Origin of the sequence: Amycolatopsis nalaikhensis (assembly GCF_030264295.1) — a bacterium.
Lineage (GTDB): Bacteria > Actinomycetota > Actinomycetes > Mycobacteriales > Pseudonocardiaceae > Amycolatopsis > Amycolatopsis nalaikhensis.
Genome location: NZ_CP127173.1, coordinates 9,502,145 through 9,528,271, shown reverse-complemented (window position 1 = coordinate 9,528,271; position 26,127 = coordinate 9,502,145). Strand labels below are relative to the sequence as shown.

Sequence of the window (26,127 nt, the reverse complement as noted above, 5' to 3'; positions counted from 1 at the left end):
CCTGCCTTTTCGTTCGGGTACACCGAAAACGTAGGAGCTGACACCGGTGTCAGGGGCAACCGCGTGTGGGCGGTGTCACCTCAGGGGACGAGGAGACCGATCGCGGTGGCCATCCGGGCGAGGTACTCCTCCCGGGTACCGACCTGGTACTTCAGCCCGACCGAGGCGCTGATCAAGGTCTGCGCCACGCCGGCCGCCGCCGGGCCGCCCACGGCGGTGACGACGAGTTCTTCGAACCGCTCGGGTGCGGTGCGCGTGATGGACCCGAGCAGGTCCGGGTTCTGCTCGATGACCGACGGGACGTCGCGGCTCATCGGCCCGACGTAGCGGCCGGCCCACCGGTCGAACGCCCCGAGCAGCCGCTCCCGCAGAGGGGGGCCGGGGTCGGCGAGGATCCGCTCGGCCGCGGCGAGGTCCTGCTCGAGCGCCCGGGTGACCGCCGCCCGGAACAGGTCCTCTTTGGACGCGAACAGAAAGTACAGTCCCGGCCGGGAAATCCGGGCCGCGTGCGCGACTTCGGCCATCGAGGTCTTGCGGTAGCCGTGCCGGGCGAACGTCAGCAGCGCCGACTCGAGCACGGCGTCGCGGCGGCCGGACTCGGCGGTGTTTTGGGTGACGGCCATGGTGTCGATGCTACGGCGTCCGAACTCACTATACAACTTCTGTTCAGTCTGTATAGTCGACGGCATGCCCGCCCGAAAGCTGATCACCACCCCGTTCACCGCCGCCAGCACCGCGGACGACGTCCTCGCGGGTGCCGACCTCGACGGCGTCCGCGCGATCGTCACGGGGGCGTCGTCCGGGATCGGCGCGGAAACCGCCCGCGCGCTGGCCGCCGCGGGGGCCGAGGTGACACTGGCCGTCCGGAACCCGGCCGCGGTGACCGCGGGACCCCGGTCGCGGGTCGCCCGGCTCGACCTCGCCGACCGGGCGTCCGTCCGCCGGTTCACGCGGGAGTGGGCCGGGCCCCTGCACCTCCTGGTGAACAACGCGGGCATCGTCACCGGCGGTCCCGCCCACACCGCCGAAGGCTGGGAACTGCAGTTCGCGACCAACCACCTCGGCCATTTCGCCCTGGCCACCGGCCTGCACGCGGCCCTGGCCCGCGGCGCGGCCGATCGCGGCGAGGCGCGGATCGTCTCGGTCAGCTCGACGGCGCACATGCGCGCCGGCGTCGACTTCGCCGACCCGCATTTCGCCCGCCGCGCGTATGACCCCCAAATCGCCTACGCGCAGTCGAAAACGGCCAACTCGCTGTTCGCGGTGGAAGCGACCCGCCGGTGGGCGGCGGACGGGATCTTCGCGAACGCCGTGAACCCCGGCGGGGTGGCGACCGGGCTGCAGCGGAACTTCACGCCCGCGCAGCGGAAATCCCTCGCCGAGGCCGAAGCGGCGGGCGTCTTCACCTACAAGACCGTCGAGCAGGGAGCGGCGACGAGCGTCGTGGCGGCCGTCGCGCCGCAGTTCGCGCGCACCGGCGGCCACTACCTCGACGACGGACGGGAGGCGCACCCGGTGCCGGACGACGCCGAACTCGCCGAGCACCCGCACGGGGTGAAGGCGTGGGCCCTCGACCCGGCCGCGGCGGAGCGGCTCTGGCGGGTGTCGGCGGAGCTGACCGGGGCTTGAGCGCGGTCGCCGGTTCAGCTGCGGCCCAGCACCTCCTCGTTGAGGATCGTGCCGCCGAGGCTCCAGCCGTTCTCGGTGACCTCCTCGACGATGACCAGCGTGGTCGGGCGGGCGCGTTCCCCGTAGACGTCGGCGAACGCGTCGGTGACGGCGTCCTGGAGCTTCTTCTTGGACTCCGGTGTCAGCGTTCCGGACGGCACCTTGAGGTTGGCGAAGGGCATGGTGGTTCCTCTCTCGGTCGTGCCTCCACGATCGGCCCGGCCGCGGCCCCGAACCAGGGGACGTCATCCCCTGTGTCGCGGGCGCCGCGCGGGCAGACTGGAGCCATGAGTCCCGCGAGGTACCGCGAACTGGGGGCGTTCCTGCGCTCCCGGCGCGAGCGCATCCGTCCCGAGGACGTCGGGTTCGTCGCCGGACCGCGGCGGCGGGTTCCGGGGTTGCGCCGCGACGAGGTCGCGCAGCTCGCCGGCGCGTCCGTCGACTACTACAACGAGCTCGAGCGGGGCGCCGGATCGCAGCCGTCGGAGCAGATGCTCGCCGCGCTCGCCCGCGCGCTGCGGCTGACCCGCGACGAGCGCGACTACCTCTTCCACCTCGCCGAGCGCCCGGTGCCCGCCGAGACCGGCCCCGCCGCGCACGTCCACCCCGGGATGCTCGACCTGCTCGGCCGCCTGCCGTCGACGCCCGCCCAGGTCATCACCGACCTGCACGTCACCCTGGTGCAGAACCCGCTCGCCGTCGCGCTGCTGGGCGACCAGTCGGGCTTCCGCGGCCGGCGGGCGAGTTTCGCCTACCGGTGGTTCACCGAGCCGGAGGCGCGGCAGCTGTACCCGGCGGCGGACCACGACACGCAGTCGCGCGCGTTCACGGCCGACCTGCGCGCGGCCGCCGCGGCCCGCGGTCCCCGCGACACCGAAGCCGCGTCGATGATCCAGGAGCTGCTGACGAGCTCACCCGAATTCGCCGGGCTGTGGTCCGAACACGATGTCGCGTTCCGCCGCGACGACCGCAAGCGCATCGTCCACCCGGCACTGGGCACCGTGGAAGTCAACTGCCTCAACCTCTTCAGCGAAGACGGCCGCCAGCGCCTGCTCTGGTTCACCCCGGCCCTCGGCACCGACAGCGCCGACGCCCTCGAGATGCTGGCGGTCCTCGGTTCCCAGCACCTCACCGGCGAATTGACGTGACGCGGACCATCTGGACTTTTTGTCCATGACTTGTACAGTCAGTCCGGTGAGCACCGAGCACCCGTACCCCGCCGCCTTCCGCAGTGGCGACCTCGTGGCCGTCTCCGGGCGGCTCGGCGTGACCGGAACCGGGGCGCTGGTACCCGGCGGGTTCGCCGCCGAGTGCGCCCAGGCGTTCGCGTCGCTGCCCTACGGCGGGGTCGTGGAAGTCGAGGCCCTCGCCCGGCTGCGCGATGTCTGAACAGGACGCCATCCTCGCCGCGCTCGGCCCGGTCGCCGACGGCATCGCCGCGACCCTCGGCTCGTTCTGCGAAGTCGTCGTCCACGACTTCCGGCGCCCCGAGACGTCCGTGGTCGCGATCGCCGGGTCGGTCACCGAACGCAGCGTCGGCGGGTCGATGAGCGAAATCGGCATGGGCCTGCTGGCGCGGGGGGACGACGCCGAGGACCAGCTGAACTACCTCACCCGCACCGCGTCCGGGAAACTCGTGAAGTCCTCGACCATGCTGCTGCGCGACAGCGGCGGCACGGTCTTCGGCGCGCTGTGCGTGAACCTCGACGTGACAGCGCTGGGCCAATTGCGGGCCCTGGTCGGCGAACTCGCCGACGTCGGGACCGCCACCGCGGCAACGCCGACCACGACGTTCGGTGACGACATCGACGCCGTCGTGGACGCGATCGTCGACGAACACCAGCTGCGGCTGAACAAACCGTGGGCCGCGCTCAGCCGCGACGAACGCCTCGACCTGTTCCGGAGCCTGCACCGACGCGGCGTCTTCGCCGTCCGGCGCGCCGTGCCGCAGGTCGCCGCCCGGATCGGGATCTCCCGCGCCTCCGCCTACACCTACCTCGCCGAAATCCGTGAGCAAGGAGCACCATGACCCCGCCCGTCACCCTCGACGACATCCGCGACGCCGCCGCCCGCCTGGCCGGGGTCGCCCACCGGACGCCGGTCGTGCGCTCCCGGACCCTCGACGAGCTCGTCGGCGCCGAAGTGCTGCTCAAGTGCGAGAACCTCCAGCGCATCGGGGCCTTCAAGTTCCGCGGCGCGTACAACGCGGCCTCCCGGCTCTCGCCGGAGCAGCTGGCCAAGGGCATCGCCGCGTACTCGTCGGGCAACCACGCCCAAGCCGTGGCGCTCGCCGCACGGGAACTCGGGAGCAGTGCGGTCATCCTGGTCCCCGAGGACACCCCGAAGTCCAAAGTGGACGCGACGAAGGGGTACGGCGCCGAGATCGTCACCTACGACCGCTACACCGGCGACCGGGTCGCGCTCGGCGAAGCTTTGGCGGCCGACCGGGGACTGGCGCTGATCCCGCCGTACGAGCACCCGCACGTGATCGCCGGTCAGGGCACCGCGGCGCTGGAGCTGCTCGAAGACGCCGGTCCGGTGGACACGCTGGTCGTCCCGGTCGGCGGGGGCGGTCTCATCGCGGGCAGTTCGACGGCAGCGAAGGCGGTGCGGCCCGGCATCCGCGTCGTCGGCGTCGAACCGGCCGACGGCGACGACACCAAGCGGTCGCTCGAGGCGGGCGAACGGGTGTCGATCCCGGTGCCCCGCACCATCGCCGACGGCCAGGCCGCCTCGATCCCCGGCGAGCTGACCTTCTCGATCAACCGGAACCTGGTCGACGACATCGCCCTGGTGTCCGACGACGGGGTCCGGGAAGCGATGCGGTTCGCGTTCGAACGGCTGAAGCTCGTCCTCGAGCCCAGCGGCGCGACCGGCCTGGCCGCGCTGATGAGCGGGCAGGTGGCCGCGTCCGGCCGGGTCGGGGTGATCATCAGCGGCGGGAACGTCAGCCCGGAGCGGTTCGCGGAGCTGATCGCCGCGTAACGCCTACGGCACCACGACCCGGACGCCGGGCAGGACGATGCGCACGTCGACGTCCGGTGCGAGGCGTGCGACGGCATCGGCGTAGTGGCGCGGGTCCTGGTCGCCCTTGGTGATCATCCGGTCGCCGAGCCAGCCACTGTGGAACGCGTAGTGGTGCGGGATGGCCAGTTTCGGCCGCAGCACGGCGGTCAGCCCGGCGGCTTCTTCGGCGTCCATCACCACCTGGCGCAGGTCCGCCGTCCGCACGCACAGGCCGTTGGTGGGCAGGATCGTGAGATCGACCGGCCCCAGCCGCTCCGGGATGCGGTCGAGTTCGGGCACGCGCAGCGAGTCGCCGCCGAAGAACACGGTGCGGCCGCCCGCCTGGAGCACGAACGTCACCTCGTGGACGCCGTGCTCGCCCGGCGTGGCGGTGACCGTGAGGTCGCCGATCCGGGTGGACTCCCACGCTTCGATGGTGTGCAGCCGGGAAAAGCCCTTGTCCTTCGCGATGGCCGTGACCGTGCCCGGTCCGACGATCGGCGTGTCGGGGTCGAGCCCGCCCGCCAGGAGCGCGTCGAGGTCGCAGTGGTCGTAGTGCTCGTGGCTGATCACCACAGCGTCGAGATGATCCAAAGTGGACGGCGTCGCCGCGACCGGCTCGCCCTGGTAGTAGACGGCGGTCTGGGTGAACCACGGGTCGGTGAGGACGCGCAGGTCGCCGAGCTCGAGCAGCTGGCACGCGTGGGCGATCCGGGTGACCGCCAGGGTGGTGTCCATGCGCGCGCCCGTCAGTCGGTGCCGAGGTCGAGGAGGGCGCCGAGCAGTTCCTCGGGCGTCTCGACCTGGGGCAGGTGGCCGGAGCGGGGGAGCAGGGTGAACGTCGACGTCGGGATCGCGGCCGCATACGCCTTGCCGTACTCCGGGCTGACGATCCCGTCGCTTTCGCCCCACACGACGTGCACGGGGAAGTGGCCGAGGCCGGACAGCCGGTCCAGCAGGGTCGGGTCGGCCATGGCCGGGCCGGCGTAGGAGATCAGGGCCTGGATGTCCGGGCTCGGGCCGGTCCCGCCCGCGGCCGGGGGCGTGGGTGCCTTGCGCGGGTCGTGGAAGGACAGCTTCTGCAGGTCGGCGGGGGCGAGCCCGGCGACGCTGGTCACGGGGTGGCCCTCGACCTCGATCCCGATGCCGTCGACGATCACCGCACCGCTGACGCGCGGGCTGCCGAGCAGCGCGATCTCCGCGGCCAGCCAGCCGCCGAAGGAGTTGCCGAGCACGGTTACGTCGCTGAGGCCGAGCTCGTCGAGCATGCCGACGTAGGCGGCGGCGAGGGCGCGGGTGGAGTCGACGCCCGGCACCCGCGGGGTGCCCGCGAAGCCGGGGTGGGTCGGGGTCAGCACGCGGGAGTGCGTGCGCTGGGCGAGCAGGTCGGCGAACCCGGTCATCGTCGCCGGGCCGCCACCGCCGTGCAGCAGCAGGAAGGGGCGGGTGTGGTCGCGGTCCTCGACGGTGACCGCGCCGAACGGGACGCGCTGGAGGCGGGTGGGCCGGAGGCTGCCGGCCGGGACTGGGATACTCATGTAAACAACCTTATATAACGATACTTATTTTGCCAAGAGTGAGGAGGGCGGCCGGTGGTGGGATACGCTGCGTCGGTGTCACCGTCGCTTCAGGAGATCGGGCTCGCGGTGAAGCGGCTGCAGTGGCGGCACCACCGGGAGGCCAACCGCCGGTTGTCCGCGCACGCGGGGCTTTCCCTGGTGCAGTGGGACGTCCTGCGGCACCTGCACGAACAGCCGGACGCCACGTTGCACACGCTGGCGGAGCTGACGTTCCAGACCGACCAGTCCATGGGGACGCTCGCCAAGCGGATGATCGACCGGGGCCTGTTGAAGCGGGCGGATGGGCCCGGCCGCGCTACCCGGCATTCGCTGACTGAGGATGGCCAGCGGGCCTACGAGGCCGGATCGGTCGTTCTCGAGGGGGTTCTGGCGGAGTCCGTCGGCGCGCTCACCGACGCCGAACGGGTGGTCCTGCACGAACTGCTGCTCAAGGCGGCCCAGGCCGGGTCTTCACCACGCGGCTGACGTTCGCCGGGGCCGCCCGCGCGGAGGTCTTGAATGAGTCATTCAGGGCGTCGGAGGTCCTGAATGACTCATTCAAGACCTTGTTTCGGCCACCGCACGGGCGTCCACTGTGGACCGGCGCATCACGGGTGCTTGGTCTGAACCCGACCGAGCGACGGGTCGGCGTCGATCGCCTCGATCGCCCGCTGCCACGCCGGGTCGCCGTCGTGCAGGGCGGACCACAGGTAGGCCCACGTCATGCGCTGGGTGACCGCCAGCCGCTCGGGGTCCTCGTCGTCCGTCTCCGCGAGGCTGTAACCCATGATTCCGCCCAGGTAGTGCTTCGCGCCCGGCAGGACCAGCAGCGCGTCCGCGCCGGGGCTGAGGTGGTACGGCTCGGCGTGCCAGGCGGCGCCCCGGGTGGTGGCGACGGGGTTCCCGTCCTCGTCGCCGTGGACCACCAGCGTGCGCGTGGTCAGGTGGGAGAAGTCGGTTTCCAGCTCGGGGTACCGCGTGCGCATCGCTTCGGTCATGCCCTCGGCGCTGCCGGTCGAGGCGAGCAGCACCCCGGCCTTGACGCGCGGGTCACGAAGGTCGGCTCGCCCGCCGAGCAGCGCACTGACCGTGTTGCCACCGGCCGAGTGCCCGACGGCGGCGACGCGCGCCGGGTCGAGCCGTCCGGCGATGACCGGTGCCTGGGCCTCGATGGCGGCCAGGTGGTCGAGGATCAGCACGAAGTCGTCGATCCGGGAACGCCAGAACAGCGGGTGACCCGGTGCGGTTTCGTCGAGGCCGAGCCCGCCGTTGGGCGAGCTCAGGTGGGTCGGCTGGAGCACGGCGAACCCGTGGCTCGCGTAGAAGTCGGTGAGTGGCGCGTAGCCGTCCTTCGACTTCAGGTAGTGCGAGCTGCCGCCGCCGTGGGACAGGAGCACGATCGGCAGGGCGTCACCGTGCAGGGGCGCCGTGACCCGCAGTTCCAGCGGGAGGGCGCGGCCGGGCGCCGGCAGGGTGACCGGGTTGACGGAGACCGTCGGGACGGCATCGGGAACCGGGATGCGCCGGGCGAGCCGGACGTAGTTGTTGTCCATGGGCCCAGCTTGCGGCCGGGAACCGGGCCCGGGCAGGCCCGGTCCATCCAGGACCGACCTGGTCCTGGACGCGGCGGCGGCCGCGCGAGCATGCTGGATTCATGATCGACCGGTCCGGGCTCGCCGAATTCCTGCGCCGTCGGCGGGAGGGGCTCTCGCCGTCCGAGGTCGGCCTGCCGGAAACGGTGCGCCGCCGGACGCCCGGCTTGCGGCGCGAGGAGGTCGCGGTCCTGGCGGGGTTGTCGAGCGACTTCTACGCGCGGCTGGAGCAGGCCCGCGGCTCCAACCCGTCCGAGCAGGTGGTGGCCGCCCTCGCCCGCGCGCTGCGGTGCACCCCCGACGAGCGGGACCACCTGTTCCGCCTCGCCGGGGTGCCGATCCCGCCGCGCCAGGTCGGACGCCACCTCGACCCCGGTCTCCGTCAGCTCGTCGAGCACCTCGACGCCCTGCCGACGTGCGTCTACAACGACGTCGGCGACGTGCTCCACACCAACGCGCTCGACGACGCGGTGGCGTGCCGCACCGAGCTCGACGGGGAGTGCAACGTCTACCGGCGCTGGTTCACGCGCGAGGAGTCCCGCGCGCACGTGCCGGAGGCCGACCGGGCCCGCCTGTCGGCGGCGCACGTGAGCGACCTCCGCGCGACGTATTCCCGCCGCGGCGAGGACGCCGAGATCACGACGCTGGTCGAGGATCTCGCCGCGCACAGCGAGGAGTTCCGCACGCTGTGGGAGCGGCACGACGTGGCCGTCCGGCACGCGGACCTGAAGGACGTCCACCACCCGGCGGTGGGGGTGATCCGGCTGCGGTGCCGGTTGCTCGAGCTGCCCGAGGCGGGGCTGCGGATCCGGATCCTCCTGCCGCTGGAGGGCGCGGACGCCGCGGAGAAACTCGAGCTGCTCCGCGTGCTCGGCACCCAGCAGTTCCTCGAGACCGAGTGACCCGGGTGGCCGAGCCCGCCACAGCGAGCCCGGCCACCCGCTCACGCACGCACGCCCGCGGCGAGCTGCGCGGTGAGCCGCTCAAGCTCAGCCACACCCTCAGCCTCATCCCGCGCCCCGAGAAGCGTCTCGACCAGCGCCGACCCGACGATCACCCCATCAGCGAACCCGGCCACCTCGGCAGCCTGACGAGCATCCGCGATCCCCATCCCCACGCACACGGGCAGCTCGGTCACCGCACGAAGCCGACGGACCAGCACGGCGGCAGCCTCGTCCACGGACTCACGCGTCCCGGTAACGCCCATCAACGCCGACGCGTACACGAACCCCGTCCCCGCCGCCGCGGTCGCCACCAGGTGCGCGTCCGTGCTGCTCGGCGCGACCACGAACACGGTCGCCAAGTCATGCGCCGAAGCGTGCGACCGCCACTCCGCCGACTCCGCCACCGGCAGGTCCGGCAGGACGCACCCCGCGCCACCCGCCGCCGCCAATGAGCGCGCGAACCGCTCGACTCCGTACCGCGCCACCGAATTCCAGTACGGCATCACCAGCACCGGCTTGCCCGTGGCCGCGTGGACTTCGCGCACCGTGCGCAGGACGTCCGCGATCCGGACCCCGCCGCGCAACGCGATGTCGTCGGCCGTCTGGATGACCGGGCCGTCCAGCACCGGGTCGCTGTGCGGCACGCCTACTTCCACGATGTCCGCCCCCGCGTCGAGGGTCGCGCGGATCGCCGCGATCCCGGCGTCGACCGTCGGGAACCCGGCGGGCAAGTACGCGATCAGAGCGGCCCGCCCGGCCGCCTTCGTCTTGGCGAAAGTCTCGGTGAGCAGGCTCATCGCGTGCCCTCCAGTCCGAAGTGGACGGCGGCCGTGTCGAGGTCCTTGTCGCCGCGTCCGGACAGGTTCACCAGCAGGACCGCCTCCGGGCCCAGCTCGGCGCCGACCCGCAACGCGCCCGCCAGCGCGTGCGCGCTCTCGATCGCCGGGACGATGCCCTCCGTCGCGGCGAGCAGCCGGAACGCCCGCATCGCCTCGTCGTCGGTCACCGGGCGGTACTCGGCGCGGCCCGAGTCGTGCAGGTGCGCGTGTTCCGGGCCGACGCCGGGGTAGTCCAGTCCGGCCGAGATCGACCACGCCTCCAGGATCTGGCCTTCGTCGTCCTGCAGGACGTACGACCGCGAGCCGTGCAGGAAACCCGGATCGCCCGCCGAAAGCGACGCCGCGTGCTCCCCGCTGTCGACACCGTGCCCGGCGGCCTCGCAGCCGATCAGCCGCACGCCGGGGTCGTCGAGGAACGCGTGGAACAGCCCGATCGCGTTGGATCCGCCGCCCACGCAAGCGATTGCGGCGTCGGGCAGCCGCCCGGTCCGCGCCAGGAGCTGGCGGCGGGCTTCGACGCCGATGACGCGCTGGAAGTCGCGGATCATGGCCGGGAACGGGTGCGGCCCGGCGACCGTCCCGAACAGGTAGTGCGTGTCCTCGACGCGGGCGACCCAGTCGCGGAACGTCTCGTTGATGGCGTCCTTGAGGGTGCGTGAACCCGACGTCACCGGGACGACTTCGGCGCCCAGCAGCTCCATCCGCGCCACGTTGACCGACTGGCGCCGCATGTCGGTCTCTCCCATGTAGACGGTGCAGGCGAGGCCGGTCAGCGCGCACGCGGTGGCCGTCGCGACGCCGTGCGAGCCCGCGCCGGTTTCGGCGATGACGCGGGTCTTGCCCATCCGCTGGGCGAGCAGTGCCTGGCCGAGCGCGTTGTTCACCTTGTGCGAGCCGGTGTGGTTGAGGTCTTCGCGCTTGAGGAACACGCGCGCGCCACCGGCGTGCGCGGCGAAGCGCGGGACTTCGGTGAGCGCGCTGGGGCGCCCGACGTAGTGGGCGAGCAGGTCCTCGAACCGGGCGACGAAGGCCGGATCGTCTTTCGCCCGCTCGTACTCGGCGGCGACTTGGTCGATGGCGGCGACGAGCGCCTGGGGGACGAACTGGCCGCCGAAGGCACCGAAGTACCCCCGGACATCGGGAAGACCGCCCGGCGCGGCCGGGAAGAAGAAGTGCGGCATGGCGATGTGCTCCTGACCCGGGACGTCCCGGGTGGTTCGTGGCTGGTCGGGGTTCACCGGAGCGCACGAACACGCGGGCTCACCGGGTCAGCCGGTGCTCCCTCGCGACGTGCGGCGCACGCTGCCATCGCATCCCGTCGACCTGGCCCGCCTCGGCGCCGATCGCGTACCGCACCCGGCGTCCGCGCACGCGCCGCGCGGGCGCCTGGCAGCCGCGCGGCCGGCGGCCACGGGCGAAACGGACGGTGAGGGGCACGACCGCAGCCTAACCGCGGCCGTGAGCTCGCGACAAACGCATTGCGGTCAGCGGACGTCGGCGCCGGTCAGCGTGGGCGGCGCAGTCCGGAACCGCCCCGGCGACACGCCGTACTCGCGGCGGAAGGCCGCCGAGAAGGCGAACTCGGTCGAGTAACCCACCTTCGGGGCGATGCTCGCCAGCGAGGCGTCGGTTTCGCGGAGCAGCCGGGCGGCCCGGGCGAGCCGCCAGCCGGTCAGGTAGCTCATCGGCGGCCGGCCCACCGCGGTGGTGAACAGCCGGGAGAAGGCGGTGCGGGGCAGGCCCGCGACCTCGCTCAGCCGCCCCACCGTCCACGGCCGGTGCGGGTTTTCGTGGATCTCGCGCAGCGCGGCCGCGATCCCCGGGTCGGCCACCGCCGGCCACCCGGCCGAGCCGTCCCACTCGTGCCACTGGCGGAGGACCTGGACGAGGACCAGGTCCAGCAGCGCCCGCCGCGTCGCGCCGGAGCCCGGCCGGTCCGCGGCGACGTCGGCGACGAGGAGGTCGATCAGCGACCGCAGCTCCGGGTGGCGGTCGTAGTCCGGCGACAGCGCGATGAGGTCGGGCAGCGCGCGCAGGTACTGGGGAGCGGTGCCGTGGTCGAGCCGGTAGGCCCCGCACAGGAACTCGAACGACGCGGGTTCCGAGACGGGCAGGTCCGCGCCCGGCTCGAAAAGCGGGATGTCCGCCAGCGCGCGGGGGACCGGGCTGAGCCCGTGCTCGGCGCCCGACGAGGTGAGCACGATGTCGCCCGGCCGCAGGGCGACGGGCTCGTCGTGGCCGATCAGCCAGCAGGTGCCGCGCGTGATGATGTGGAACCCGCTGCCGTCGAACGCGGCGAACCGGAGGCCCGCGGAGGCCGGGTTCCTGATCAGGCGCGCGCCGGCGCTCCCGACCCGCACGGTGCGGATCACCTCGCTGATCAGGTCCACCCGGCGATGCTACCGGCGCACAGCCGCGTATGAACCGGTGCCGCTCGCGCATGGCACCCCGCGCGCGGCCGGTGCTTGGGTCGGTGGAGTGATCGAATACGCGAACCCCGGGACCACGGACGTCCTGCGCGCCCACGCCGCGAAAGCCGAGCAGAACGCGCGACCGGCGGCTGAAGGCTTGGCCGCCCTGCGCGAGGACGGCGTCTTCGCCTGGCGGACCCCGCAAGAGCACGGCGGGGAATGGGCGGACGCCGAGACCATCGCGCGACGGCTGACCGGCCTCGGCCGGGCCTGCCCCTCCACCGCGTGGATCGCCGGGACCTGCGTGACGTCCAAGAACCTCGCCGCCCGCACCTTCACCGGTTCCGCGACGCCGGACTTCTTCGCCGATCCGGACGCGCTCTTCTGCGGCTCGGGAGTGCCGGGCGCGCGGGGCGAGCGGGTGCCGGACGGGGTGCGCGTCACCGGCCGCTGGCCGAACGTCTCGGGCTGTGAAGACGCGGTCTGGGCCACGCTCGCGGTGCTGGTCGACGGCGAGTTCTCGTTCGCGGTGGTGCCGACGGCCGACCTCGTCGTCGAACGGGCCTGGGACGTGGCGGGCATGCGCGGCACCGGCAGCCACACCCTGGTCGCGGACGGCGTCCTGGTACCCGCCGCGCGGATCGCGGCGGCGTCACCCTTCCCCCTGACGGACGCGATGCTGTACGCCACCACGGTGCTCGGCCCGGTGGTGGGCGCCGCCCGAGGCGCGCTCGACGCCGTCACCGCGATGTTCGCCTCGGACCGCAAGCCGTTCATGACCGCGTACGAGCGCATGGGCGAGTCGCCGGGGGCCCGTCATTGGCTGGCGGAGGCCACCTACCTCGTGGACCGCGCCGAGAAGACGATGCTCGACGTCGCCCGCGAGGCGAGCGCGGCCGAGTTGTCCCCTGTGGACGGTCCGCGGCTGCGCATGGCCCTCGCCGACGCCGGGCGGGACTGCCGGAACGCCGTCGAGCGGATGCTCGACCTGCACGGTTCGAGTGGTTTCGCGACGGCGAACGTCCTGCAGCGCTTCTGGAGGGACGTCGCTGTCGGCAGCAGGCACCCGCACCTCAACCCGTACCTCGCGGTGGAGAACCTCGGCAACGCGATCGTCGACACAGTGTAGAATTTTCTCGACAAGGCGTAGAGTCGAGGGCATGACGAAGCGAACCTTCCTGATCACCGGGGCCAGCAGCGGCCTCGGCCGCGCCTTCGCCGAAGGCGCATTGGCGGCCGGGCACACCGTCGTCGGCACCGTCCGCAAGCCCGAAGACCTGGAGAAGTTCGAGGCGCTCGCGCCCGGCCGCGCCCACGCCCGGCAGCTCGACGTCACCGACGACGAGGCGGTCTTCGCCGTGGTCGCCGAGGTCGAGCGCACCGTCGGCCCGATCGACGTCCTGATCGCCAACGCCGGCTACGGGCACGAGGGCGTGTTCGAGGAGTCCCCGATGGCCGAGCTGCGCGCGCAGTTCGACGTCAACGTCTTCGGCGTGGCGGCCACCGTCCACGCCGTCCTGCCGGGCATGCGGAAGCGGCGCTCGGGGCACATCTTCGCCGTCAGCTCGATGGGCGGGCTGATGACCGTGCCCGGGCTCGCGTACTACTGCGGCAGCAAGTACGCGGTGGAGGGCATGCTGGAGACACTGTCCAAAGAGGTCGCCGGGTTCGGGGTGCGGGTGACGATCATCGAGCCCGGCTCGTTCCGGACGGACTGGGCGGGCCGCTCGATGGTCCGCAGCGACCGGTCGATCGCGGACTACGACGAGCTGTTCGAGCCGATCCGCGCGGCCCGGCAGGCCGCCAGCGGCAACCAGCTCGGCAACCCCGCCAAGGCCGCCGAAGCCGTGCTCGAGGTGATCGAGGCGGAGAAGCCGCCGGTGCACCTCGTGCTCGGCTCGGACGCGCTGCGGCTCGTCGCGAGCGGCCGGGCCGCGGTGGCCGCGGACATCGAGGCGTGGGAAGCGCTGTCGCGGTCGACGGACTTCCCGGACGGGCACCAGATCGCCACGAACTGACTCACGGGTGGCATCGTGAGCGGTACCGACGGAAGGGGAGAGGCGATGCCCGGCAAGGCGGTCCGGCGGCGGTCCGGTGCGCCGTCCAAAGGGGACCTGCGCGAGCAGAAGATCCTCGAGGTGCTCGAAGACCTGCTGGCGGTCAAGAGCTTCGACGCGCTCACGACCAACGACATCGCCGAACGCGCCGGGCTCTCCCGCGCGTCGACGTACTTCTACTTCAGCTCCAAGCAGGAGGCCTTGGTCGCGCTCTTCGCCAGAATGATCGAGGCACTGCGCGAGAAGTCCCGCGCGGCGGCGGACGACCCCGCGGAACCGCGCGACGCGATCGCGACGGCCATGCGCCGCACCCGCGACCACTGGCGCGAGCACGGCCTGATCATGCGCGTCGCGATCGACCAGGCTTCGACCATCCCCGAGATCGGCGCGTTGTGGACGGAGACCGCGGACATCTTCATCGACGCGATCGCGGCGATCCTGGTCCGCGCCGGGGTGCCGTCCCACGACGGGCCCGACGGCGCCCCGGCCCTCGCGGGCGCGGTGTGCTGGATGGTCGAGCGGACGTTCTACCACGCGTCGGCGGTGTCGCTCGAGGCGCTCGACCAGGCCGCTGAAACCTGCGAGGTGGTGTGGCTGCGGATCGCGGGAATCGAGCCGTCCTGAGCGGCCGTCAGGTGTGCCAGCTGCGACCCTGCCCGGTGAGCACGCGGCCGAACGCCAGCTCCGGGAAGTGCGCGCCGACGCCGGTGGTGGCCTCGTCCTCCAGTTCGCGGAAGAGGCTTTCGCGGACCCGCCGCGCGAGGGCGGGGTCGACGTCGGCCATCGACTGCCAGCTGGGCTCGTCGAGCTGGACCGGGCAGGTGATCGCGTCGCCGAGCAGCAGGGCCCGCCGTCCCGCCGAGGAGACGACGAGGCAGAGGTGACCCGGCGTGTGCCCGGGCGTCAGCGTCAGCGAGAGGCCGGGCGCGATCGTGGTGTCCCGGTCGACGAGCCGGACGCGGTCGCGCTCGCGCCCGGCGAGCAGGCCCCGGCGGATGTGGCCGGCCAGTTTCGCCGGCCCCACGACGAAGTGGTCCCAGTCGCCGGTGCCGAACCGGATCGTGGCCCGGGGGAACACCGGCTCGGCGTTCGTGTCGTAGAGCCAGCCGCAGTGGTCGACGTGCAGGTGCGTGCACACGACGTCGGTGATGTCGGCGGGGGAGACCCCGGCCGCGCGGAGCCCGGCCGGCAGCTGCCCGCCGACGAGGAGCCGCGGTGGCCCGCCGTCGTCCAGCGCGGGACCCATGCCCGCGTCGACGAGCACGGTCCGGTCCCCGGTGCGGACGAGGAAGCAGCCGATGGGCAGCCACGCCATCCCGTCGCGCGGCTGGAACAGGTGCTCGTGCCCCTCGGGCCGGACGTGCTCGCCGAAGTAGGCGGGCGACGCCCGGAACGTGCCGTCGCTGAACGGATGGATGGTGATGTCGCCGATCCGCATCGGTCTCGTTCCCGGGGCGGGCTCCCGCGGTTCCTCCGATGGTGCCCGAGCCAGGGCGCCTAAGCGACCTTGACGGAACCGGCGTCCACGGCCCAGTCCGCGCCGATCACGCTCGGCATGGCGGGGGAGGACAGCAGCAGGACGGCGCGGGCGATCTCGTCCGGCTCGATCAGGCGGCCGGTCAGCATGCCAAGGTCCTTCGGCAACCCCGCCAGCACGGCCGAGTGCTCGACCCCGATCGCGTCCGCCAGCTGGGAGAGGTAGCCGCCTTCGCCCGCGAGCAGGTGAGTCCGCGTCGCCGACGGCGAGACGGTGTTGACCCGCACCCCGTCCGGGCCCACGCGCTCGGCGAGCCCGCGCGAGAACGTCCTCAGCGCGGCCTTGGACACCGCGTACGGCAGGGGAGTGCTGCCGGGAGCGCCGATGCGCCGCGCGGTGTCGGAGGTGATGTTCACGATGGCGCCCCGCGCTTCGAGCAACGCGGGCAGCGCGGCTCGCGTGACGCGCACGGCGGAGTGGAAGTTCAGCTCGAAGACGTCCAGCCAGATGTCGTCCCCGCCCTCGAGGACGTTGCCGAGGGACCCTTCCGGCAGGTCGCCGCCGCCCGCGTTGTTCACCAGCACGTCGAGCCGGGGGTCGGCCGCGAGGACCTGCTCGACCACGCGCCAGGGCCCGTCGGGCTCGGCCAGGTCGGCGGCCACGAACGTCGCGCCGGTCGCCTCCAGTTCGGGCGTGCTCCGCCGCGACACGGCGGTCACGGACGCCCCTTCCGCGACGAAGGAACGCACGATGGCCAGGCCGATGCCCTTGCTGGCCCCGGTCACGAGCACGCGCTTCCCGGCGAGCTGAAGATCCATGTTCCCTGCCTCCTGATGTGGACGGTCAAGTAGCCGTTGACTCAACAAACGAAACAGCAAAGTCTCACTTCTGTCAACAGGTGGAATTCCGATGTTTCGACTACGCTGTTCGTTAAGCTGAGTGATCTCGAGGAGGTCAGATGAGCGCGTCCGTCCCGTCCCGCCCGGTCCGAGCGGACGCCGAGCGGAGCGTCGCCCGCATCCTGGAAGCCGCCCGGGTCGTCCTCGCCGACGACCCGACCGCGTCCATGGAGCGCATCGCGGACGAGGCGGGCGTGGGCCGCGCGACGGTCCACCGCAGGTTCGCGTCCCGGAAGACCTTGCTCGAGACCCTGTGCGCCCAGCTCGACGACCAGTACCTGCGCGCGCTCCAAGAGGCGAAGGTCGACACGGCGCCGCCGCTCGTCGCCCTGTACCGCGTCACGGAGCGCGTGATGGAGCTCAAGCTCGGCAACCGCTCGGTGCTGGACGCCGTGGTCTCCGCGTTGCCCGGCCGCGATTCCCACCTGAGCGCCGAGGTTCAGGAGCGCGCCGAGCAGCTGTTCGCCCGCCTGCACGCCGCGGGCGCGATCACGGCGGAGAACCCCGCGTGGTGCCTGCGCCTCTACCTGGCGATCTTCGACGCGGTCCACCACACCCCGGCCGGCGCCCGGAACTCGCCGGGGCCGCCGACGACGTGACGGCCCGCACCAACCTGCTGGTCACGACCGTCCTGCGGGCGCTCGGCGGTCAGCCGCCCGCGTTCTGAGCCGTCACGACCCGATGATCGCCACCAGGGCCGCGGTGAAGGGCGCCGGGTCGAGGTCGCCGCGGACGGCGAGCTGCTGGTTGTAGCCCATGCAGAGGCTCACGAACGCTTCGGCGATCCGTTCCGCTTCGGCGGGCTCGCGGCCGGGCAGCAGGGCGGCGACCGCGGTGCGCAGGTCGTCGAGCTGCCGCCGGACCAGCTCGGCGAGGGGTGGCGACACGGCGGCCTCGGCGTAGATCTGGGCGACCAGGCGGGCGTGGTCGTCCTCGCGGGCCGAAGTGCGGATGTGCTCGAGAAAGTCGTGCACGGACCCGGCCGTCAGCTCCGCGGGGAGCGAGTGCCCGACCTGCTCGCAGATGGCGGTGACGATCTCGTCCTTCCCCTTGAAGTAGCGGTAGATCGCGCCGACGGAAAGGCCGGAAGCCTCGACGAGGTCGGTCATCGACGTCCGCGCGAAGCCGTGCGTGGCGAAGCGGGCGCGGGCCGCGTCGAGGATCTGCTGACGGCGCGCGTCGAGGTGCGCCTGGGTGACTCTCGGCATAAAAGAATGACCATTCGTTTTTTGTGGTAACGTCCGAACCATACCCCACGTGCTTCGAGGAGATCCCTTGCGTTATCAGACATTCGGGCGGCAGAGCGGCTTGCGGGTTTCGGAGTACGTGCTCGGCACGGCCAACTTCGGCTCGGCGCCCACCGCCGCGGGCGTAGCGGGCGCCAAGGCGATCTTCGAGGCGTTCGTCGCCGCCGGCGGCACCACGTTCGACGTCTCGAACGTCTACCAGGACGGCGAAGCCGAAACCGTGCTCGGCGAACTCCTCGGCCGCGAGCGCGACGACTTCGTGGTGATCACCAAGTACAGCGGGACCCGGCGGCCGGACGTGCGGCCGGGTACCACCGGCAACAGCCGCAAGACCATGATCCGCTCCCTCGAGGAGAGCCTGCGGCGGTTGAAGACCGACTACGTGGACGTCTTCATGCCGCACTTCCCCGACGGCGTCACCCCGGTCCCGGAGATCCTCGCCGGGTTCGAGGACCTGGTCCGCGCGGGCAAGATCCGCTACGGCGGCCTGTCGAACTTCCCGGCCTGGCGGGTCGCGGGCGCCGCGGTCCGCTCCGAGCTGAGCGGGCGCTCGCCGCTGGTCGGCATCCAGACCGAATACAGCCTCGCCGAGCGAGCCGCGGAGCGGGAGCTCCTGCCGATGGCCGAAGCCCACGGGCTCGGCGTCGTGCTGTACTCCCCGCTGGCGGGCGGCCTGCTGACCGGCAAGTACCGCCAGGGCGAGCAGGGGCGGCTCAGTGCCCGGGCCGGGACGACGGACGTCGAGGGCACCGGGCAGCGCACCACCGTGCTCGACGCGGTCCTGTCCGTCGCCGACAAGACCGGGACGGGTCCGGTCCAGGTCGCCCTGGCCTGGCTGCGACAGCGTGCCGCCCGGGCCGGGACGTCGATGATCCCCATCGTCGGACCCCGCACCCCGGCCCACTTGCGGGGCTATCTCGACGCCCTGAACGTCGAGCTCGCCGACGAGCACTACCGCCTGCTGGATGAAGTCAGCGTCGTCCGGCTGGGCCCGCCGCACGAAGACGTGGCGGCCGCGCTGGCCGGCGGTTACGACGGCGACCGGAGCCTGCTGGACGCGCCCGCGGTTCCGGTGGGATGACCGAACAATACCGGGCGGGTTCTGCCCGGTATTGCCCCTAACGTCGGTCCCATGCAGATCACTTCACTTCGCATCATCACCGCCGACGTCCAGCGCCTCGTCGCGTTCTACGAGCACCTCACCGGGCTGACCGCCGCCTGGGCGACCCCGGACTTCGCCGAGCTCGCCACGTCCGCGTTCACGCTCGCCGTGGGCAGCACCCGCACGGTCGGGATGTTCGGCCCGGGCACGGCCCGCCCGGCCGACAACCACAGCCTGATCATCGAGTTCCTGGTCGACGACGTCGACGCGGAGTACGCCCGGCTGGGCGGCGGGGAAGTGCCGGTCGAGTTCGTCAACGAGCCGACGCTGATGCCGTGGGGCAACCGGTCGCTGCTGCTGCGCGATCCGGACGGCACCCTGGTCAACCTGTTCACCCCGGTCGGCGAGCAGGCGATCGCGAAGTGGCGACGTGCTCGCTGACCGGTCAGGCTTGCCCGGCCGCGAGCAAGCGTTCGGGGGTGCGGCGTCCTCGCGTGGTGAGATAGAACGTTCGGTCTTGACGAGCGAGCTCTCAGGCAGCATGCTGAACCGCGATAGAACGTTCGGTATCGCGCCATCCCCGCGCGATCGAGAAAGGACTTCCGGCCATGAGCGAACCCCTGTACGTCGGCATCGCCACCTCCACCGGCGACGGCCGCGCGGGTGGCCAGGCGAGGAGCGACGACGGCCTGCTCGACCTCACCTTGGCGATCCCGAAGGAGATGGGCGGCCCCGGCGGCGCGACCAACCCGGAGCAGCTGTTCGCGGCGGGCTGGGCCTCGTGCTTCCACTCGGCGCTCAAGGCCGTCGCGGCGCAGCGGAAGACGCCGGTGACCGACTCCGCCGTCGTCGCCGAGGTGCAGGTGCGCTCGACGCCCGAAGGCGGGTTCACCCTCGGCGCCGCCCTGCACGTCGAACTGTCCGGTGTGGACCAGGCGACGGCCGACGCGCTCGTCGAAGGCGCCCACGCCATCTGCCCGTACTCCAACGCGACGCGCGGCAACATCCCGGTGACGGTCGACGTGACCGTCGCCTGAGACCGGGCGGCCGGGCCGGATCAGTCCACCGGCCCGGCCGCGTCAGGCGGTGAACGCGACCGACGCCGCGAGGTCCTTTCCGGACTCGAGCGCGGCGAGACGTTCCCCGAGTGCCGCGTGGACGGCGTCGTAGGTGTCCGAGCCGAGGGCGAGGCGCCGGGGCGGGTTCGGTTCGCGCGTGGTGCCGAAGATGACGGCGGCCAGTTTCGCCGGATCGCCGGGCAGGGCGTCGTCGCCGGTCGCTTCCAGTTGCCGGCGCATCCGGCCGACGGCGTTGTCCCGGTAGGCGGCCGTTTCTTCGGTGTAGCGCAGTGCGGAGGCGAAGCCGGTCCGGGTGCCGCCGGGCTCGACGATCGTGACGTGGACGTCGAAATCGGCCACCTCGCGACCCACGCTTTCGGAGAACCCTTCCAGTCCCCACTTGCCCGCGTGGTAGGCGCTGTGCGTCGGCACGGCGATCTGCCCGCCCATGCTGGAGATCTGGATGATCCGGCCGCCGCCCTGGTCGCGCATCGGCCGCAGGAACGCCCGCGTGATCAGCATCGGGGCCAGTAGCAGCACCTCGAGCTGGTCCCGGATCTGCTCGACGCTCATCTCTTCCGCGGCGCCCACGACCGCGTACCCGGCGTTGTTGACCACGATGTCCACCGGCCCGGCCCGCAGGGTCCGCTCGACCACCGCGGCGACGTCGGCCGGCCGGGTGAGGTCGAGGGTCTCGACGGTCAGCCGGTCGCCGTGGGCCTCGGCGAGATCGTCCAGCGCGCTCTGGCGGCGGGCGGTGGCGGTGACCCGGTCGCCGTTCCGCAGCGCGTGGTCGACGAGGTGGCGGCCCAGTCCGCCGGAAGCTCCGGTGACGAACCAGTGGCGCACGGGCTTGTCCGAAGTGGACATGCGGGTCTCCTGACGTACGATGCTAACCGGAATCCGTTCCGCTAACGACTCTAAGCGGAATGGATTCCGGTACGCAAGCGGAGAAGGGATTCGCATGACCACGCCGCCCCGCCGGCCCCGGAGCGACGCGCTCCAGAACCGCGCCCGCCTGCTGGAGGTCGCCGCGCGAGCGTTCGCCGAAGAAGGCCTGGACGCCGCGCCCGCCGCGATCGCCCGGCGCGCGGGGGTCGGCGTCGGCACGCTGTACCGGCACTTCCCGACCCGGGAAGAGCTGGTCCACGCCGCCTACCGGCACCAGCTCGCGCGGGCGTGCGAATCGGTCGCCGACCTGGTCGACCGGTACCCGGCCGCCGAAGCCACGCGCGCGTGGACGGCGCGCTTCCTCGACTACGCCGCGGCCAAGAGCGGCATGTCCGCCGCCCTCGACGCCGTCATCGCCTCCGGCGCCGATCCCTTCGCCGACAGTCACGCGCTGCTCGCCGGCGCCGTCGGCACCCTCCTCGACGCCGGCGCGCGCGACGGGACCTTGCGCACCGATCTCACCCCCGACGTCGTCCTGCTGTTCATGGGCGGCGTCGCCTACTCGGTCCGGCACGGCACACCGGCCCAGGCCGGCCCGCTCGTCGACCTGCTCATGGCGGCGTTGACCAAGGACGCGCCCGCGCGCCCAGTGGGGGAGGAAGGCTGACGCGGACCTATCATGGCCCGCATGGTGAGGGATTCCGGCTCCGCGCCGGCTGCTGCGGGGTTGAGCAGCCGAGAGGTCATTTTGAACGCGGCTCGCGCCCTCGTCGGCGAAAAGGGTTACGACGGCATGGCCATCTCGGACCTGAGTGGTCAGTCGGGCCTGCCGCCCAGCTCGATCTACTACCACTTCGGCAACAAGCTCGGGGTGCTGTCGGCCTTGCTCGAGCGCACCTTCGAAGAGCTGCACGCCTTGTTTCCCAACCCGTCCTCGTTCGACGACCGGGCGCCGCTCGACCGCCTCGAGGCGTGGTTTTCCGCGGCCTGCGCCTCCCTCGACCGGCGGCCGGACTACCTCCGGCTGCTCGTCGCCATCAGCGTCGGCCCGCAGAAGGACGCCGAAGTGGTCCAGGCGACCGTCCGCCGCATCCGCGACTACGCGCACGCGTCCTGGGTCGACGCGCTCACGCCGATCTTCGCGCCGAACGGTGGCAAGAACAACGAAGCCCTCGTCCAGCAGCTGGCGGTCCTCGGGCGCGCGTTGACCGACGGCCTTTCGGTGGCCGACAGCTTCGACGGCACGACCTACAGCTCGCAGGTCGCCCCGTTCGTCGCCCTGATCCGCGGGCTGGCGGAGCAGCGGGCCGCCGGGGCGAAGAAGAAGCGCTGATCCAGCCGGATTCACGGCCTTGATAACGCTGCCGTCCGTTGTATAGTGAGCGCTACATACACTTGGACGAGGACGGCACAGTGACGAGCACCTTGGATGTCGGAGACGCGCGCCTGGCCTACACCGAGGCCGGTTCGGGCAGCGCGGTCGTGTGGCTGCACGGCTCGGGACCGGGCGCCACCGGGATGAGCAACTTCGGCGGGAACCTGCCCGCCTTCGCCGACTACCGCAACGTCGTGGTCGACCTGCCGGGTTGGGGCGAGTCCCCGCGGCCGGAAACGGGCGAACCGCTGATCTTCCACGCCGCCGACCGGGTGTGCCGTGCGATGACCGCGCTCGGGATCGACCGGGCGCACCTGGTCGGCAACTCCTACGGGGGCGCGGTGGCCATGCGGATCGCGATGCGGTACCCGGACCGCGTCGACCGGCTCGTGCTGATGGCGCCGGGCGGGGTCCTGCCGGCGGACGCGCCGCCGTGGCCGGTCGGCCTGGAGCGCCTGTTCGGGTACATGGCCGCCGAAAAGCCGTCGCGCGAAGCCATGGCCGAGTTCGTGCGGCTCATGGTGTTCGACGAGTCCCTGGCGACCGAGGCGCTCATCGACGAGCGCTACGAGTCGAGCCTGCGGGCCCACCCGGAGCTGCCGATCCCGCCGAACTTCGGTGACCTGACACCGGATCTGGGCCGGATCAGCGCTCCCACGCTGCTCGTGTGGGGCCGGGAAGACCAGACCGTGCCCCTGACCTGGGCCCCCAAGATCCTCGCCGGGATCCCGGACGCGGAGCTGCGCGTGCTGCCGCACTGCCGCCACTGGGTGCAGTACGAGCGGGCACCCGAGTTCAACCACATCGTGCGTGAGTTTCTGCGGGGCGGGGCCGCCGCCGCGGCGGAGGGATGACAACCGTGGGTATCAGGAAGCTGGGCTACGTCGGTCTCAACGTCACCGACGTCGACGCGTGGACCGCCCTGCTCGGGCGCACGCTGGGCATCGGCGTCGGCCACGCCAAGGCCGGCACGGACGAAGTCGTCCTCGCCGAACTGGACGAGTTCAAGTACCGCCTCGCGCTCTACCCGTCCACTGAGGACAGTCCACGCGAGCTCGGCTGGATCGTCGACACCCCGGGTGAGCTCGACCGGCTGACCCGGCGCCTGACCGGCGCCGGGTTCACCGTCGCGGACGGAACCGCGGAGGAGAAGGAACTGCGCGGCGCCACGCAGCTGCGCTGGTTCACCGACCCGGTCGGGTACCGCGTGGAGCTGGCGGTCGGCGAAGCCAAGGTGCGCCTCGGCGTCGAACGCCCGGCGGGTGGCCCCGGCGTCACCGGCCTGGGCCACTTCGTCCTGGCCAGCCCGAAAGTCCGGGAACTGCGCGAACTCTACGAGTCCGTGCTCGAGTTCAAGCTGACCGACTACCGGGCGCCCGGCCTGTTCTTCTTCCGCTGCAACCGGACCCACCACAGCATCGCGCTCGCGAGCGCGGAGGCGCCGTCGATCCACCACCTCGAGTTCGAGCACGCCTCGATCGACGACGTCGGACGGGCCTACGACCGGGCCAAGGCCGACGACGTGCCGATCTCGATCAGCCTCGGGCGGCACATGAACGACAAGGCGATCTCCTTCTACGTCCGCAATCCCAGCGGGTTCCACCTCGAGATCGGCTGCGGCGGCATCGAGGTGGGCGACGACTGGGTCCCGCACGACTTCGGGCGCTCGGACGAGTGGGGGCACCACCACGCCGACGCCAATCCCTTCGCCGCACCGAAATCGTGAGCCTTTCGGGACGCCGAGCAGTCGTCACCGGCGCGGCGAGCGGGATCGGCGCGGCCGTGGCGACCCGGCTCGCTGCACTGGGCGCCCACGTCGTGGTATGCGACGTCGATGCCGAAGGGGCGACCGGGACGGCCGAGCGGATCGGCGGCGAGGCACTCGCGCTCGACCTGAGCCGGACCGGCGAGCTGGCGGAGCGGGCGTTCGAGGCGGACATCCTGGTGAACAACGCGGGGATCCAGCACGTCGCGCCCCTCGAGCGGTTCGAGCCCGAGCGGTTCGCGTTCATGCTGCGGCTGATGCTGGAGGCGCCGTTCCTGCTGACCCGCGCCGTCCTGCCCGGCATGTACGAGCGCGGCTGGGGCCGGATCGTCCACATCGCCAGCGTCCACGGCCTGCGGCCAGCGCGTACAAGTCCGCCTACGTCAGCGCCAAGCACGGCCTCCTGGGCCTGTCGAAGGTCATCGCGCTGGAAGGCGCGGCGCAGGGCGTCACCAGCAACTGCGTGTGCCCCGGGTACGTGCGGACGCCGTTGGTCGAGAACCAGCTGGCGGACCAGGCGGCGGTGCACGGGCTGAGCACCGGCGAAGTGGTGTCGGAGGTCCTGCTGGCGAGGTCGGCGGTGAAGCGCCTGATCGAACCGCACGAGGTCGCCGCCGCGGTGGCCTACCTGTGCTCGCCCGAAGCCACGTCGGTCACCGGCACCGAACTGGTCCTCGACGGGGGCTGGAGCGCCGCCTGAGCCCGGCTCGGCGGCGCTGCCCGCGTCAGGCCATCGGCAACGGCGTCGCCGAGAAGACACCGTCCGGGTCCACGGCCGCCTTGATCCGCCGCAGGCGCGGCAGGTTGTCCCCGTGGACGTGGGGGATCTGGTCGATCGCGTCCGGCCCGAGGAGGTTGGCGTAGCCGCCGGGGAAGGCGTGCTCGGCCAGCGCCGCGGACGCCGCGTCGGCCCAGCTCCGGACGTGCTCGCCGGATTCCTCCGGCTGGTGGATGCCGATGATCTCGGCCATCAGGTGCGGCTCGCGCAGCGCGAACGCGGTGTCGGCGGGGGAGATCCTGGTGGCGGCGCCGTGGAAGTGGTGGAGGGTGAGCCCGGACAGCGGAGTCGGCAGCCGGCCGCCGAACCGCTCGATGACGTCGACGACGTCTTCGAGCAGCGCGGGCACCGAGCGGGTCCGGAGGGTGACGTGCCTGCCGTCGGGGAACATCGCGTCCCGCGTGGCGATCGTCGCGGCGTAGGGCGCGGCGGCCAGTTCGGCGAGCAGGGGACCGCCGAGCCGGGCCAGCGTCCGCACCGGCCCCGATGGGGCCTCGCCGGTCGCGACGTCGCCGGCCCACGTCGGCAGCACCAGCAACGCGGGCGAGCCGTCCGGCGCGGCGATCGCGCCGACCTGGATCGTCAGGTCGTCGGTGGAGTCCTGCTGGATCGCGTGCACCCGCTCGAGGACCGACCGGGCCTGCTGCCACGGGTAGAGCACCAGACCGGTCACCACCGCGGGCACGGCGTGCAGCCGCACGGTCATCGACGTGACGACCCCGAAGTTGCCGCCGCCCCCGCGCAGCGCCCACAGCAGGTCCGGCTCGCGGCGGGCGTCGGTGCGCACGACCGTCCCGTCCGCCGTGACGACTTCGGCGGCCAGCAGGTTGTCCGCGGCGAGCCCGGCCCGTCCGGCCAGCGGCCCGTAGCCGCCGCCGAGGGTGAGCCCGGCGACCCCGACCGTGCCGATCGTGCCGGTCGCGGCGACCAGGCCGTGCTCGCCGGCCGCGGCCAGCAGGTCGTTGGCGGACGCGCCGCCCCCGACTTCGGCGGTGCGGGCCGCGGGGTCGACCCGGACGTCGTTCACCGGCCGCAGATCCAGGGTCAGGCCGCCGTCGGCCAGCGCCCGGCCGGCGTGGTCGTGACCCCGGCCGCGGACCGAGAGCGGCAGCCCGAACTCGCGCGCGGTGCGGATCCCGAGGACGACGTCGTCGGTGGAGGTGCAGGTCAGGACGATGGCGGGCCGGTGCCGCACGGCACCGTTCCACAAGGCGACGCCGTCGGCGTAGCCCGGGCCGGAGACGTGCACCTGCCCGGCGGGCAGGGAAGTGCGCAGCGCGCGGTGGGCCTCGGCGAGGGAGCGGGCGTGGTCGGGACTGTGCGGCATGGGCTTCCTTCGGCCGTGGCGGACAGAACGTTCTGTCCGCCTGGATGTAGCGTTCACTCTACTCAGGTCAACCGGTCGGGTGGGCGCCTCGCGCGGCGAGATACTGAACGTTCTCTCTGCTACACTCGAACG

General features: G+C 72.3%; 32 protein-coding genes and 1 pseudogene. 19 read left to right on the top strand and 14 right to left on the bottom strand.

Annotated features, from left to right (window positions below):
- Positions 1-80: 80 nt before the first annotated feature.
- Positions 81-623 carry a TetR/AcrR family transcriptional regulator gene (locus QP939_RS46230; protein WP_285453181.1) on the bottom strand — a complete coding sequence of 181 codons (543 nt, stop codon included), beginning with the start codon at positions 621-623 and terminating at the stop codon, positions 81-83.
- 64 nt (positions 624-687) lie between these two features.
- Here QP939_RS46230 and QP939_RS46225 point away from each other — a divergent pair, with 64 nt between their 5' ends.
- A complete protein-coding gene (locus tag QP939_RS46225; RefSeq protein ID WP_285453180.1) occupies positions 688-1,629 on the top strand; it encodes an SDR family NAD(P)-dependent oxidoreductase in 942 nt (313 codons plus the stop codon).
- A gap of 14 nt (positions 1,630-1,643) precedes the next feature.
- On the opposite strand, the gene QP939_RS46220 is transcribed toward QP939_RS46225, so the two are convergent.
- Positions 1,644-1,850 carry a tautomerase family protein gene (locus tag QP939_RS46220; RefSeq protein ID WP_285453179.1) on the bottom strand — a complete coding sequence of 69 codons (207 nt, stop codon included), beginning with the start codon at positions 1,848-1,850 and terminating at the stop codon, positions 1,644-1,646.
- A 105-nt stretch (positions 1,851-1,955) separates the two neighbouring features.
- Between QP939_RS46220 and QP939_RS46215 the strand changes: the two genes are divergently transcribed.
- From QP939_RS46215 to QP939_RS46200, 4 genes are read left to right on the top strand one after another with little or no spacing between them, the layout of a single operon-like run.
- Positions 1,956-2,816 (top strand): helix-turn-helix transcriptional regulator, encoded by an 861-nt coding sequence (locus tag QP939_RS46215; RefSeq protein ID WP_285453178.1) that lies wholly within the window; start codon positions 1,956-1,958, stop codon positions 2,814-2,816.
- 46 nt (positions 2,817-2,862) lie between these two features.
- The gene (locus tag QP939_RS46210; RefSeq protein WP_285453177.1) at positions 2,863-3,057 is read left to right on the top strand and encodes a RidA family protein; all 195 of its coding nucleotides are present in this window, start codon (positions 2,863-2,865) and stop codon (positions 3,055-3,057) included.
- A complete protein-coding gene (locus QP939_RS46205; RefSeq protein WP_285453176.1) occupies positions 3,050-3,697 on the top strand; it encodes a helix-turn-helix transcriptional regulator in 648 nt (215 codons plus the stop codon). The genes QP939_RS46210 and QP939_RS46205 overlap by 8 nt, the downstream gene beginning before the upstream one ends.
- Positions 3,694-4,653 (top strand): threonine ammonia-lyase, encoded by a 960-nt coding sequence (locus QP939_RS46200; RefSeq protein ID WP_285453175.1) that lies wholly within the window; start codon positions 3,694-3,696, stop codon positions 4,651-4,653. The genes QP939_RS46205 and QP939_RS46200 overlap by 4 nt, the downstream gene beginning before the upstream one ends.
- Positions 4,654-4,656: 3 nt before the next feature.
- Here QP939_RS46200 and QP939_RS46195 read toward each other — a convergent pair whose 3' ends face one another.
- Together QP939_RS46195 and QP939_RS46190 are read right to left on the bottom strand one after the other, a co-directional pair.
- A complete protein-coding gene (locus QP939_RS46195) occupies positions 4,657-5,412 on the bottom strand; it encodes an MBL fold metallo-hydrolase (RefSeq protein WP_285453174.1) in 756 nt (251 codons plus the stop codon).
- Positions 5,413-5,423: 11 nt separating this feature from the next.
- On the bottom strand, positions 5,424-6,212 hold the full coding sequence (locus QP939_RS46190) for an alpha/beta fold hydrolase (RefSeq protein WP_285453173.1): 789 nt from the start codon (positions 6,210-6,212) through the stop codon (positions 5,424-5,426).
- A gap of 75 nt (positions 6,213-6,287) precedes the next feature.
- Between QP939_RS46190 and QP939_RS46185 the strand changes: the two genes are divergently transcribed.
- Entirely contained in the window at positions 6,288-6,719 is a 432-nt protein-coding gene (locus QP939_RS46185; RefSeq protein ID WP_285453172.1) for a MarR family winged helix-turn-helix transcriptional regulator, read from the top strand.
- Positions 6,720-6,841: 122 nt separating this feature from the next.
- Here the strand turns inward: QP939_RS46185 and QP939_RS46180 are convergent, their stop codons facing one another.
- Positions 6,842-7,786 (bottom strand): alpha/beta hydrolase family protein, encoded by a 945-nt coding sequence (locus QP939_RS46180; protein WP_285453171.1) that lies wholly within the window; start codon positions 7,784-7,786, stop codon positions 6,842-6,844.
- 101 nt (positions 7,787-7,887) lie between these two features.
- Here QP939_RS46180 and QP939_RS46175 point away from each other — a divergent pair, with 101 nt between their 5' ends.
- A complete protein-coding gene (locus QP939_RS46175) occupies positions 7,888-8,727 on the top strand; it encodes a helix-turn-helix transcriptional regulator (protein WP_285453170.1) in 840 nt (279 codons plus the stop codon).
- 41 nt (positions 8,728-8,768) lie between these two features.
- Here the strand turns inward: QP939_RS46175 and trpA are convergent, their stop codons facing one another.
- The 4 genes from trpA to QP939_RS46155 form a co-directional block, all read right to left on the bottom strand.
- Positions 8,769-9,566, bottom strand: coding sequence for a tryptophan synthase subunit alpha (trpA, locus tag QP939_RS46170; protein WP_285453169.1), 798 nt, complete (start codon positions 9,564-9,566; stop codon positions 8,769-8,771).
- A complete protein-coding gene (trpB, locus tag QP939_RS46165) occupies positions 9,563-10,789 on the bottom strand; it encodes a tryptophan synthase subunit beta (protein ID WP_285453168.1) in 1,227 nt (408 codons plus the stop codon). The genes trpA and trpB overlap by 4 nt, the downstream gene beginning before the upstream one ends.
- A gap of 79 nt (positions 10,790-10,868) precedes the next feature.
- On the bottom strand, positions 10,869-11,045 hold the full coding sequence (gene trpM, locus QP939_RS46160) for a tryptophan biosynthesis modulator TrpM (protein WP_285453167.1): 177 nt from the start codon (positions 11,043-11,045) through the stop codon (positions 10,869-10,871).
- 47 nt (positions 11,046-11,092) lie between these two features.
- Positions 11,093-11,998: an AraC family transcriptional regulator gene (locus QP939_RS46155; RefSeq protein WP_285453166.1), complete on the bottom strand. Its 906-nt coding sequence runs from the start codon at positions 11,996-11,998 to the stop codon at positions 11,093-11,095.
- Positions 11,999-12,086: 88 nt separating this feature from the next.
- Here QP939_RS46155 and QP939_RS46150 point away from each other — a divergent pair, with 88 nt between their 5' ends.
- Genes QP939_RS46150 through QP939_RS46140 form a run of 3 tightly spaced genes read left to right on the top strand, consistent with a single transcriptional unit; the run spans position 12,087 to position 14,700 of the window.
- Positions 12,087-13,148, top strand: coding sequence for an acyl-CoA dehydrogenase family protein (locus QP939_RS46150; protein WP_285453165.1), 1,062 nt, complete (start codon positions 12,087-12,089; stop codon positions 13,146-13,148).
- 31 nt (positions 13,149-13,179) lie between these two features.
- On the top strand, positions 13,180-14,037 hold the full coding sequence (locus QP939_RS46145) for an oxidoreductase (protein ID WP_285453164.1): 858 nt from the start codon (positions 13,180-13,182) through the stop codon (positions 14,035-14,037).
- Between the two features lie 45 nt (positions 14,038-14,082).
- Positions 14,083-14,700 carry a TetR/AcrR family transcriptional regulator gene (locus tag QP939_RS46140; protein WP_285453163.1) on the top strand — a complete coding sequence of 206 codons (618 nt, stop codon included), beginning with the start codon at positions 14,083-14,085 and terminating at the stop codon, positions 14,698-14,700.
- Between the two features lie 7 nt (positions 14,701-14,707).
- On the opposite strand, the gene QP939_RS46135 is transcribed toward QP939_RS46140, so the two are convergent.
- Complete coding sequence (locus QP939_RS46135; RefSeq protein WP_285453162.1) at positions 14,708-15,514, bottom strand: MBL fold metallo-hydrolase; 807 nt, start codon at positions 15,512-15,514, stop codon at positions 14,708-14,710.
- A gap of 59 nt (positions 15,515-15,573) precedes the next feature.
- Positions 15,574-16,371, bottom strand: coding sequence for an SDR family oxidoreductase (locus QP939_RS46130; protein WP_285453161.1), 798 nt, complete (start codon positions 16,369-16,371; stop codon positions 15,574-15,576).
- Positions 16,372-16,511: 140 nt separating this feature from the next.
- Here QP939_RS46130 and QP939_RS46125 point away from each other — a divergent pair, with 140 nt between their 5' ends.
- Entirely contained in the window at positions 16,512-17,051 is a 540-nt protein-coding gene (locus tag QP939_RS46125) for a TetR/AcrR family transcriptional regulator (RefSeq protein ID WP_285453160.1), read from the top strand.
- A 72-nt stretch (positions 17,052-17,123) separates the two neighbouring features.
- Here the strand turns inward: QP939_RS46125 and QP939_RS46120 are convergent, their stop codons facing one another.
- Positions 17,124-17,660: a TetR/AcrR family transcriptional regulator gene (locus QP939_RS46120; protein WP_285453159.1), complete on the bottom strand. Its 537-nt coding sequence runs from the start codon at positions 17,658-17,660 to the stop codon at positions 17,124-17,126.
- A 67-nt stretch (positions 17,661-17,727) separates the two neighbouring features.
- On the opposite strand from QP939_RS46120, the gene QP939_RS46115 reads away from it, so the two are divergent.
- From QP939_RS46115 to QP939_RS46105, 3 genes are all read left to right on the top strand, one after another.
- Positions 17,728-18,780, top strand: coding sequence for an aldo/keto reductase (locus QP939_RS46115; RefSeq protein WP_285453158.1), 1,053 nt, complete (start codon positions 17,728-17,730; stop codon positions 18,778-18,780).
- 51 nt (positions 18,781-18,831) lie between these two features.
- Positions 18,832-19,242 (top strand): VOC family protein, encoded by a 411-nt coding sequence (locus tag QP939_RS46110; protein ID WP_285453157.1) that lies wholly within the window; start codon positions 18,832-18,834, stop codon positions 19,240-19,242.
- 167 nt (positions 19,243-19,409) lie between these two features.
- On the top strand, positions 19,410-19,838 hold the full coding sequence (locus QP939_RS46105; RefSeq protein ID WP_285453156.1) for an organic hydroperoxide resistance protein: 429 nt from the start codon (positions 19,410-19,412) through the stop codon (positions 19,836-19,838).
- Positions 19,839-19,880: 42 nt separating this feature from the next.
- Here QP939_RS46105 and QP939_RS46100 read toward each other — a convergent pair whose 3' ends face one another.
- Positions 19,881-20,729 (bottom strand): SDR family oxidoreductase, encoded by an 849-nt coding sequence (locus QP939_RS46100; protein ID WP_285453155.1) that lies wholly within the window; start codon positions 20,727-20,729, stop codon positions 19,881-19,883.
- A gap of 94 nt (positions 20,730-20,823) precedes the next feature.
- Between QP939_RS46100 and QP939_RS46095 the strand changes: the two genes are divergently transcribed.
- The 5 genes and pseudogenes from QP939_RS46095 to QP939_RS46075 all read left to right on the top strand — a co-directional run bounded on the left by QP939_RS46095 (position 20,824) and on the right by QP939_RS46075 (position 24,590).
- Positions 20,824-21,417, top strand: a complete 594-nt coding sequence (locus tag QP939_RS46095; RefSeq protein ID WP_285453154.1) for a TetR/AcrR family transcriptional regulator — start codon at positions 20,824-20,826, stop codon at positions 21,415-21,417.
- Positions 21,418-21,438: 21 nt separating this feature from the next.
- The gene (locus QP939_RS46090; RefSeq protein ID WP_285453153.1) at positions 21,439-22,083 is read left to right on the top strand and encodes a TetR/AcrR family transcriptional regulator; all 645 of its coding nucleotides are present in this window, start codon (positions 21,439-21,441) and stop codon (positions 22,081-22,083) included.
- 80 nt (positions 22,084-22,163) lie between these two features.
- Positions 22,164-22,979 (top strand): alpha/beta fold hydrolase, encoded by an 816-nt coding sequence (locus QP939_RS46085; protein ID WP_285453152.1) that lies wholly within the window; start codon positions 22,164-22,166, stop codon positions 22,977-22,979.
- 5 nt (positions 22,980-22,984) lie between these two features.
- Positions 22,985-23,851 (top strand): VOC family protein, encoded by an 867-nt coding sequence (locus tag QP939_RS46080; protein WP_285453151.1) that lies wholly within the window; start codon positions 22,985-22,987, stop codon positions 23,849-23,851.
- Positions 23,848-24,590, top strand: a pseudogene (locus QP939_RS46075) (3-hydroxybutyrate dehydrogenase). Before QP939_RS46080 ends, QP939_RS46075 begins: the two are co-directional and overlap by 4 nt.
- Before the next feature lie 25 nt (positions 24,591-24,615).
- Here the strand turns inward: QP939_RS46075 and QP939_RS46070 are convergent.
- Positions 24,616-25,995 (bottom strand): FAD-binding oxidoreductase, encoded by a 1,380-nt coding sequence (locus tag QP939_RS46070; RefSeq protein ID WP_285453150.1) that lies wholly within the window; start codon positions 25,993-25,995, stop codon positions 24,616-24,618.
- Between the last annotated feature and the right edge of the window lie 132 nt (positions 25,996-26,127).